The following is a 7,936-nucleotide window of genomic DNA, read 5'->3' on the forward strand; positions in this document are numbered from 1 at the left end:
ACATAGAGCTTGATGTCGGCATCCGGGCACACCACCGTGCCGATGTCGCGGCCGTCGAGCACCGCGCCCGGCGGCGCCTTGGCGAAGGCTCGCTGCTTCTCGACCAGGATGCGCCGCACCGTGGGAATGACCGCGACCTTGGAGGCCGCTTCGCCCACCGCATGCGCCGACAGCACGGTACGGTCGAGGTTCGAAAGGTCCACCTGCCGCGCCGCCGTTTCCGCCGCCGAGACGTTGTCGAGCGGCAGGCCGAGCTCGAGCAGCTTATGCGCCACAGCGCGATAGGTGAGGCCGGTGTCGAGCAGGTTGAGGCGATAGTGGTCGGCGAGCCGGCGGGCGAGCGTGCCCTTGCCCGCGCCGGCGGGGCCGTCAATGGCGATGGTGAGGCCTGTCGTCATTCTAAACCTCGATGCAAGTGCCTCACCCCACCGGCGCTCGAAGTCGGCCGCTGTAACTTCCGAGGCCTTGAACTGGCTGTCCGAATTGATCTCTGCGAGATCGGGAAAGCCCTCTGTCGAATTTCTCGTCCCGCCAACCTCAACATCCTCCGACCCGTCAAAGGCTTCGCCGCGAATAGCAAAACCAACGGAACCATCGGCATAGAACTCTATGGTGCGGTTCTGAAAATCGTCATCGGCGATTTCATACCAGAGGTCGGACGGTGCCTCCGGCATATCATGTTGCCAATGAACGTAAACGTATCTCACTCGATCTCCGCGCCCAATCCCTTCATCAGTCCCATGAATTCCGGAAAGCTCGTCGCGATCATGTTCGCGTCGTCGATGGTCACCGGCTTCTCGGTGGCCAGCCCCATGATCAGGAAGCTCATCGCGATGCGATGGTCGAGATGCGTCTTCACCGCCGTGTCCGGTCCATTGGGGTGAGCGCCCAGCCCCTTGCCGCCCGGTCTGCCGCGCACGGCGAGCGATGCCTCGCCCTCGGTGCAGTCGACACCGTTGAGCTTCAGCCCGTTGGCGACCGCCGACAGCCGGTCGGATTCCTTGACGCGCAATTCCTCCAGGCCCTGCATCAGCGTCTCGCCCTCGGCGAAGCTGGCCGCGACCGCCAGCACCGGATATTCGTCGATCATCGACGGTGCGCGTTCCGGCGGTACGGTAACGCCCTTCAACTCGGAATAGCGCACGCGCAAATCCGCCACGTCCTCGCCGCCGGCATTGCGCGGATTGAGGATATCGATCCGGCCGCCCATTTCCTGCAATGTGAGAAGCAGGCCGGTGCGGGTCGGGTTCATCAGCACGTTTTCGATCACGATGTCCGAGCCCGGCACGATCAGCGCCGCCACCAGCGGGAAGCCGGCCGAGGACGGGTCGCCGGGCACGGCGATCGTCTGTCCGGTGAGCTTGCCCTGGCCTTCGATGAAGATGTGGCGCACGCCGCGCTCGTCGGTCTCCACGGTCAGGTTCGCGCCAAAGCCTTTCAGCATCTTCTCGGTGTGATCGCGCGTCATCACCGGCTCGATCACCGTGGTGATGCCGGGCGTGTTCAAGCCGGCAAGCAGCACCGCCGACTTCACCTGGGCCGACGCCATCGGCACGCGATAGGTGATCGGCGCAGCATGCTTCGGGCCGCGCAGCGTGATCGGCATGCGGTCGCCGGGCGCCGCCTTCAGCACCTGCACGCCCATCTGGCGCAGCGGGTCGAGCACGCGGCCCATCGGCCGGCCCGACAGCGAGGCGTCGCCGATGAAGGTGGTCTCCATGTCATAGGTGCCGACGAGGCCCATGGTGAGCCGCGATCCGGTGCCGGCATTGCCGAAATCGAGCGGGCCTTCCGGCTGCAGCAGCGCGCCGTTGCCGGTGCCGCGGATCACCCATTCGGCGCCGTTCTTCTCGATGTGCGCGCCCATCGCCTTCATGGCGGCTCCGGTGCGCATCACGTCCTCGCCTTCGAGCAGGCCGGTGATGCGCGTCTCGCCGGAGGCAAGGCCGCCGAACATGAAGGAGCGGTGCGAGATCGACTTGTCGCCCGGCACGCGCGCGGTGCCGGCAAGGGCAGGGGATTTGCGGGCCGTGGCTTGTTTAGCGGCGGCGGAATGAGACATTTTGTCTTCCAAATGGAAGGCCGGCTGGCCGGCCCGGTTCGTCATGATGCGGCGGTCTCGTATCACGGCGCGCGGCAATGGTCATCCCCTTGGCGCAAGCCTTTGAAAAGCGGGTCTCGAGCACATGTCTTTTGGCTTTGACAGCGCGGAAAACTGCGGTTAAGGGGACCATTCTTTTTTTGACGAGGCCTGACGTGGCAAAAGCTGAACTTGGCACCAAGCGTGTCGACCCCGAAACGGGTCGGAAATTCTACGACCTGAACAAGGACCCGATTGTCTCGCCCTATACGGGCAAGAGCTATCCGCGCTCTTATTTCGACGAAGGCAAGATTTCCGCCCTCGAGGAAGATGAGGAAGTCGCCGACAAGGAAGTGGACGGCGACGAGGAAGAAGGCGCCGAAGTTGTCTCGCTCGAGGACGCCGACGAGGAAGCCAAGGGCGGCGGCGACGATCTTCCCGATCTCGGCGACGACGAGGATGACGACGTCGATCTCGGCGATGATGAGGACGATACCTTCCTTGCCGACGAAGAAGAAGAGGACGATGACGTCTCCGACATGATCGGCGTCGGCGACGACGAGGACGAGGTCTGATCCGGTCGTTTGCCGGCGATTTTCGCCTGTGACGAAAAAGCGGTCTTTGAAGGCTTGATCTTGACCGAAGGCGGCGCTAGAAGCCGCCAGCACTAAACGACGGCGCGGTTCCCAACCGCGCCGGATCTCTTCGCCGGAAACGGCGCCGGCTGACTGCCGGGAGTGGGGCCATAGCTCAGTTGGGAGAGCGCTTGAATGGCATTCAAGAGGTCGTCGGTTCGATTCCGATTGGCTCCACCAAACAGTCCTTCCTGAGCAGATTTCTTGGCGGCAGAAATCGTCACCGCTGCACGCGCTTGGCCGCGGCGCGCCCGAGCTCGTAGGGGTGGCCTGGACGCAATGTGGCGAGACTAACCGCGCTCGGCGCGGGTTCTGGCTGCCTTGCGCGCAGCCGCTGATCGTCCGGCGTTGCCTTTGGTCTGCGCGGCTTTCCTGGCCGCCGCCGACCGCTCTGCGGCCGTGCGGCCGGATGCGGCGCTCTTGGCCTGCCGCGACAGGGCCTTGTGGGAGGCGGTGCTTTTCGGCTCGCCCTCAAGCACCTTCGACACCGCCTTGTAGACCTTCGGCTGGCGCTTCGGCCTGCGTTCGCCCTGGCCTGCCTCGTAAGCATATTTGGCGCTCTTGCGCGTGGTCTCCTTCACGTCGCCTTTTTTGGGCGGCGGCAGGTCGACGCCCGCGCGGCGCGCTTCCGAAAGGCCGATGGCGATCGCCTGCTTGGTTGAGCGGGCGTCGTGCTTGCCTTGGCGAACTTTATCGATTTCCGCGTGAACGAATTCACCGGCCTGCGTGCTTGCCGATTTGCCTTCGCGCTTGTCCTTGCGCGCCTTTTCGATGGTTTTCTTGTCCGGCATCGTTTTTCTCCATGTTCGAACGGGGCACGATCGAACGCCAACAGGCCGCTTCGGATCGCGCGTCAGCGGCTTTCATAGGTGCCGCCGACAAGCTCGGCGGTGGCGATCATGTGCGGTCCCGCATGGGCCAGAAGGTCGGCGATTGCCGTTTCTCCGCTGGATTCCAGCGTCTCCACGTCGAGTGCCGAAAGGCGGAAGTGATAGTGATGGACGCCATGCCCTTTTGGCGGCTGGGGACCGTCATAATGGGCGTTGCCGAAGTCGTTCACCCCTTGGCGGAAATCTCGAAGGAAATCGACAAACGATCTTTGCTCGGATCGGTGGAGCGCAATCGCGGCTGGTTTCTTGGGAACGCGAGGCGTCGGCGGGAGTTCCAGCATCACGCCCCCCGACGGCGCTCGATGAATGCTCGCAAGTGGAGCTATCGCCCCTTGAAAAGCTGCCCGGACGGAAGCGACGCAGGCCGTATCCTGCGAAAGAGTTGGCAGGTCGGCATAAGAGCCGTTGAGGCGGAACCGCAGGTCTCGACGATTTTGCCGGCCGCATTTTCGGTATATTGAATCGGGAAGGTGTCGGCGCAACAGGTAACAACGTCATGCGCGTTCTGGTCCGGATTGCGGTGATCGTCGCGATATTGTTGGCGTTGCTGTATCTGGGATTGTGGTATTCGACTGGCGAACAGGGCTTTCTGCTGGTCCCCGGCGGCGCGCCGTCTCAATAGATGGGTGGTCCTGGCATTTGAACTGGCTTTGACATTCCTGCGATGAATTTCCCGTTGAGCCACGGCGTTCCTGCGATGACCTGCTCGCCGATTGTTTGGCCTGGATACAAAGGAAAGTGCCCGAGGAAACCCCTTTGCCGGCGGCGGCAACTAGGCTAAGGGGCTTCCTGTCAGAGGGATGCTTATGAGAATTCCGGTTTTGGGTGGGAAACTGGCGCAGGGACGGGTTCGATCCGGACTGCTTGCGCGATCAAGCAGTCTCTTGCCGATGCTGGGCGTTGTGGCCGCGCTTGCCGCTTGCCAGTCGACTCCAGACACACAGCCCGTCGCTGGTTCGCAACCTGTTGCCGACCCGCAACCCGCTCCGGCTGCTGCACCCGCTCCGGCCTTGCCGAATTCGGCGGTGCTGGATCAGACGGTCGCGGTCGTTCCGCCCGGCAAGGGCGTTCCGGCGAGATACGCCGCCTTCTCCGGCATATGGGCGGGGCAGCTCAACGGCATGTATGACGGCAAGCTGGCGGTGCTGACCGTGTCCTCGGGCGGGCAGGTGACGGTCAGCTACGCATGGGGCGATCTGGCCGACAACAAGCCGGGCGTTGCCGACGGTTCCGGCAGGATTTCCGGCAGCACGTTGAAGCTCGGGCGCCTGCCGAATGGCGCCGACATCACCGCCACGATGCCGTCGCCGGGAACGCTCAACGTCACCTACGCGCTTGCCGGCCAGACCTATACCGGCTCGTTCGCGCGAGTCGGCCAGTAGGCAACGCCAGCCGTTAGAGCAATTCCAGGAAAAGTGTGAGCGGTTTTCCGTCCGGAATTGCGTAAAAACAAGGAGATAGAGCGGTTCGCCGTTTCCGTGAAACGGTGAAACGCTCTAGAACTGAGCCGGCTCGCGCGTGATCCGCACGCACATCGGCGTTCCGATCTCGATGGCCTGCCCGGTGTCGGTCAGCCGCCCGCTCGCCTCGTCGCGTGCGAAGATCGAGATGCGGTCGGCGTTCTGGTTGGCTGAGAACAGATGCCTGCCGGATGGGGTCAGCGCCAGGTTGCGCGGCGTCGCGCCGCCGCATGGCGTGAAGTCCACCGTTTGGAGTTTTCCCGTCTGCTGATCGACGGCGAAGATCGCGACGCTGTCATGGCCTCGGTTGGAGCCGTAGAGGAAGCGACCGTCGGGCGATATCTGGATATCGGCGCAGTGATTGTGCGCGCGAGCCTCTGCGGGTACCGCCGGCTTGGTGTCGATCAGTTCAAGCCTGCCTGAAGACGGCTCAAGCGCCAGCGACACGACCGTCGAGTCCAGCTCGTTCATGACGAAGACGAAGCGGCCGTTCGGATGCAGCGCGACGTGGCGCGGCCCGGCGCCGGGCGCGAGCGCCGAGGACGCGAGCTTCACCAGCGCGCCGGCCGGCTCGATCCGGTAGGAGACCAATTGGTCGATGCCGAGATCGGCGACGATGGCGATGCCGCCCTGGATGGTCTCGGTGACGCTGTGCGCATGCGAGCGCTCCTGCCGCTCTGCATTGGGGCCGGTGCCGGAATGCGCGACGCTCGCCAGCGGCGCCGTCAGGTCGCCATCGGCCGCAAAGCCGAACACCGCGACCGCCTTGTCGGGGCCGCCGCTGCCCATGCCGTAATTCGCGACCAGAAGCTTGCTGCCGTCGTGGGTGATCGTGTTGTGGGCGGTGATGCTGCCGAGCGATGGCTGCTTGTTGATATAGGCGAGAGAGTTGGTGGCGCGGTCGAAGCGATAGGCCGTGACCGTTCCCTCGCGCCAGGCGAAGACTTCCGAATTGGCATAGATCAGCGTCCCGTCCGGCGTCACCGACAGGAAGGTCGGATTGTCGACCTCATTGGTCTCGGCAAGTTTTTGAATGGCAAGCGTTGCCTCGTCGAAGGCGTAGACGCCGAGGCCGACGCCGCGTGCGCCCTGGAAATAGGGCGCCTCGCGGTTGAGGCTGCCGACAAAGACAAGAAAGGCGCTTTGCATCGATCTTCCTCCCTAAGCAGGTTCCGCAAAAGTGTCTTACGGTTTGCGAAGAGAACTGCGAAACAACAATGCCGGCGGCTCCTCCGCCTGTGCCGGCTTTGCAAAAATTTCGCCGATCGTCGCTTGCAAGGCAATCCCATATGTGAAAATATTATTCACAAAAGAAAATTGACGGGAGGAAAGCGATCATGCGTCTCGCCATCCGACATCGTGCCCGGAACCGCCTTGCAGGCCGCGCCGAAAGCTCCCGGAGCACGGCATGAGCGCGTTCTCGCCGACCGTCGGCCTCGCCTCGACGCATCCGGCCGACATGCCTGAGGCGCATGCTGACATCCCCGTCTGGAATTCGGAAAACTGGTTCTACGAGGACTGGCAGCCCGGCCATAAAATCCGCTCGCTCCGCCGCACCATCTCCGAGGGCGAAAGCCATATGTTCAATGCGCTGGTGCTGGATATCCACCCTTACGTCCAGGACCAGATGTTCGCCGGGAGGGAAGGCATTTTCGGCAAGCGCCTGGTGGCCGGCGCCTTCGTCTTTTCCGCCGGACTCGGCCTCGTCGCCACCAACTGCGTCAACGCCTTTTCCTATGGCTATGACAAGCTCCGCTTCATCAAGCCGGTCTTCATCGGCGACACCATTTATTCGATCCGCACCAACCTCGACAAAAAGCCGCGCTATCACGACATGGGCCTGATCCGCGCCAGCTATGAAGTCTTCAAGGGTGAAGGAGAGCTCGTGCTCTACTGCGAGCATCTGCAGACGGTGAAATACAAGAACCCGGCCGATTTCGTCGGCAAGACCGAGAAGTGAACCGTGTCCGCTGACGCTGAACTTCCGCTGACCGGCCTCGTGGTCGTCGACATGAGCCAGTTCCTGTCGGGGCCTTACTGTTCGCTGCGCCTTCTCGACCTCGGCGCGCGCGTCATCAAGATCGAGCGGCCGGATGGAGGGGATCTCTCGCGCCGGCTCTACCTCAGCGACACCGAGATCGGCGGCGATTCCACCATCTTCCACGCCATCAACCGCGGCAAGGAGAGCCTGGCCATCGACCTCAAGAACGAGGCCGATCTCGCCGCGCTGCGCGGCCTGATCGCCAAGGCCGACGTGCTGATCCAGAACTTCCGGCCGGGCGTCATCGAGCGGCTCGGCCTCGATTACGAGCATGTCAGCACCATCAACCCGCGGCTCGTCTACGCCTCGATCAGCGGCTATGGCGAGGATGGCCCCTGGGTGAAGCGCCCGGGGCAGGATCTGCTCGCCCAGGCGCGCTCCGGCGTGATGTGGCTGAACGGCGACGAGGAGCAGGGGCCGGTGCCGTTCGGGCTGGCGATCGCCGACATGCTGGCGGGCGCGGCCTGCGCGCAAGGCATCCTCGCCAAACTGGTGCGGCGCGGCATCACGGGCGAGGGCGGCCATGTCGAGACCAGCCTCCTCGAGGCGCTGGTCGATTTCCAGTTCGAGGTGCTGACCACGCATCTCAATGACGGCCGCCGCCTGCCGAAGCGCTCGTCCTTTCGCAGCGCCCATGCCTACCTCTCGGCGCCTTACGGCGTCTATCCAGCCAAGGACGGTTACCTGGCGATCGCCATGACGCCGATCCCGAAGATTGCCGATCTGCTCGACTTGCCCGAGCTCGACCCGTTCCGCGACAAGCCCGCGACCTGGTTCACCGCCCGCGACGAGATCAAGGCGATCATCGCCAGACGCATCGCCGAAAAAAC

Annotated in this window: 10 protein-coding genes, 1 tRNA gene and 1 pseudogene; 6 read left to right on the plus strand and 6 right to left on the minus strand. The window is 63.6% G+C overall.

Annotated features, from left to right (window positions below):
- The 3 genes and pseudogenes from EOA27_RS12975 to aroA form a co-directional block, all read right to left on the minus strand.
- Nucleotides 1-398: (d)CMP kinase (locus EOA27_RS12975; RefSeq protein WP_127256346.1), on the minus strand; the 398-nt coding region annotated here is incomplete at its 3' end.
- A 78-nt stretch (nucleotides 399-476) separates the two neighbouring features.
- A pseudogene (locus EOA27_RS43155) lies at nucleotides 477-674 on the minus strand (hypothetical protein); the annotation flags it as partial.
- Between the two features lie 29 nt (nucleotides 675-703).
- Nucleotides 704-2,062, minus strand: coding sequence for a 3-phosphoshikimate 1-carboxyvinyltransferase (aroA, locus tag EOA27_RS12980; RefSeq protein ID WP_127256349.1), 1,359 nt, complete (start codon nucleotides 2,060-2,062; stop codon nucleotides 704-706).
- Between the two features lie 194 nt (nucleotides 2,063-2,256).
- Here aroA and EOA27_RS12985 point away from each other — a divergent pair, with 194 nt between their 5' ends.
- Together EOA27_RS12985 and EOA27_RS12990 are read left to right on the plus strand one after the other, a co-directional pair.
- A complete protein-coding gene (locus EOA27_RS12985; protein WP_126079851.1) occupies nucleotides 2,257-2,655 on the plus strand; it encodes a TIGR02300 family protein in 399 nt (132 codons plus the stop codon).
- Between the two features lie 164 nt (nucleotides 2,656-2,819).
- A tRNA-Ala gene (locus EOA27_RS12990) sits at nucleotides 2,820-2,895 on the plus strand.
- Between the two features lie 110 nt (nucleotides 2,896-3,005).
- On the opposite strand, the gene EOA27_RS12995 is transcribed toward EOA27_RS12990, so the two are convergent.
- Together EOA27_RS12995 and EOA27_RS13000 are read right to left on the minus strand one after the other, a co-directional pair.
- Nucleotides 3,006-3,506 (minus strand): DUF6496 domain-containing protein, encoded by a 501-nt coding sequence (locus EOA27_RS12995; protein ID WP_127256352.1) that lies wholly within the window; start codon nucleotides 3,504-3,506, stop codon nucleotides 3,006-3,008.
- Nucleotides 3,507-3,568: 62 nt separating this feature from the next.
- Entirely contained in the window at nucleotides 3,569-3,886 is a 318-nt protein-coding gene (locus EOA27_RS13000) for a hypothetical protein (protein WP_127256355.1), read from the minus strand.
- Between the two features lie 215 nt (nucleotides 3,887-4,101).
- Between EOA27_RS13000 and EOA27_RS42955 the strand changes: the two genes are divergently transcribed.
- Complete coding sequence (locus EOA27_RS42955; protein WP_281059417.1) at nucleotides 4,102-4,227, plus strand: hypothetical protein; 126 nt, start codon at nucleotides 4,102-4,104, stop codon at nucleotides 4,225-4,227.
- A 403-nt stretch (nucleotides 4,228-4,630) separates the two neighbouring features.
- Entirely contained in the window at nucleotides 4,631-4,987 is a 357-nt protein-coding gene (locus tag EOA27_RS13005; protein WP_245491081.1) for a hypothetical protein, read from the plus strand.
- Nucleotides 4,988-5,101: 114 nt separating this feature from the next.
- Here the strand turns inward: EOA27_RS13005 and EOA27_RS13010 are convergent, their stop codons facing one another.
- The gene (locus tag EOA27_RS13010) at nucleotides 5,102-6,214 is read right to left on the minus strand and encodes a lactonase family protein (protein ID WP_127256358.1); all 1,113 of its coding nucleotides are present in this window, start codon (nucleotides 6,212-6,214) and stop codon (nucleotides 5,102-5,104) included.
- Between the two features lie 259 nt (nucleotides 6,215-6,473).
- Between EOA27_RS13010 and EOA27_RS13015 the strand changes: the two genes are divergently transcribed.
- Nucleotides 6,474-7,025, plus strand: a complete 552-nt coding sequence (locus EOA27_RS13015; protein ID WP_127256361.1) for a MaoC family dehydratase — start codon at nucleotides 6,474-6,476, stop codon at nucleotides 7,023-7,025.
- 3 nt (nucleotides 7,026-7,028) lie between these two features.
- A partial coding sequence (locus EOA27_RS13020; RefSeq protein WP_145970334.1) for a CaiB/BaiF CoA-transferase family protein occupies nucleotides 7,029-7,936 on the plus strand: 908 nt, incomplete at its 3' end.

This window comes from Mesorhizobium sp. M2A.F.Ca.ET.037.01.1.1 (assembly GCF_003998075.1).
Taxonomy (GTDB): Bacteria; Pseudomonadota; Alphaproteobacteria; order Rhizobiales; family Rhizobiaceae; genus Mesorhizobium.

Excerpts from the sequence above, each read along its gene's own strand:
- aroA (WP_127256349.1), bottom strand. The coding sequence starts at position 2,062 with ATGTCTCATTCCGCCGCCGCTAAACAAGCCACGGCCCGCAAATCCCCT.
- EOA27_RS12995 (WP_127256352.1), bottom strand. The coding sequence starts at position 3,506 with ATGCCGGACAAGAAAACCATCGAAAAGGCGCGCAAGGACAAGCGCGAA.
- EOA27_RS13000 (WP_127256355.1), bottom strand. The coding sequence starts at position 3,886 with ATGCTGGAACTCCCGCCGACGCCTCGCGTTCCCAAGAAACCAGCCGCG.
- EOA27_RS42955 (WP_281059417.1), top strand. The coding sequence starts at position 4,102 with ATGCGCGTTCTGGTCCGGATTGCGGTGATCGTCGCGATATTGTTGGCG.
- EOA27_RS13010 (WP_127256358.1), bottom strand. The coding sequence starts at position 6,214 with ATGCAAAGCGCCTTTCTTGTCTTTGTCGGCAGCCTCAACCGCGAGGCG.
- EOA27_RS13015 (WP_127256361.1), top strand. The coding sequence starts at position 6,474 with ATGAGCGCGTTCTCGCCGACCGTCGGCCTCGCCTCGACGCATCCGGCC.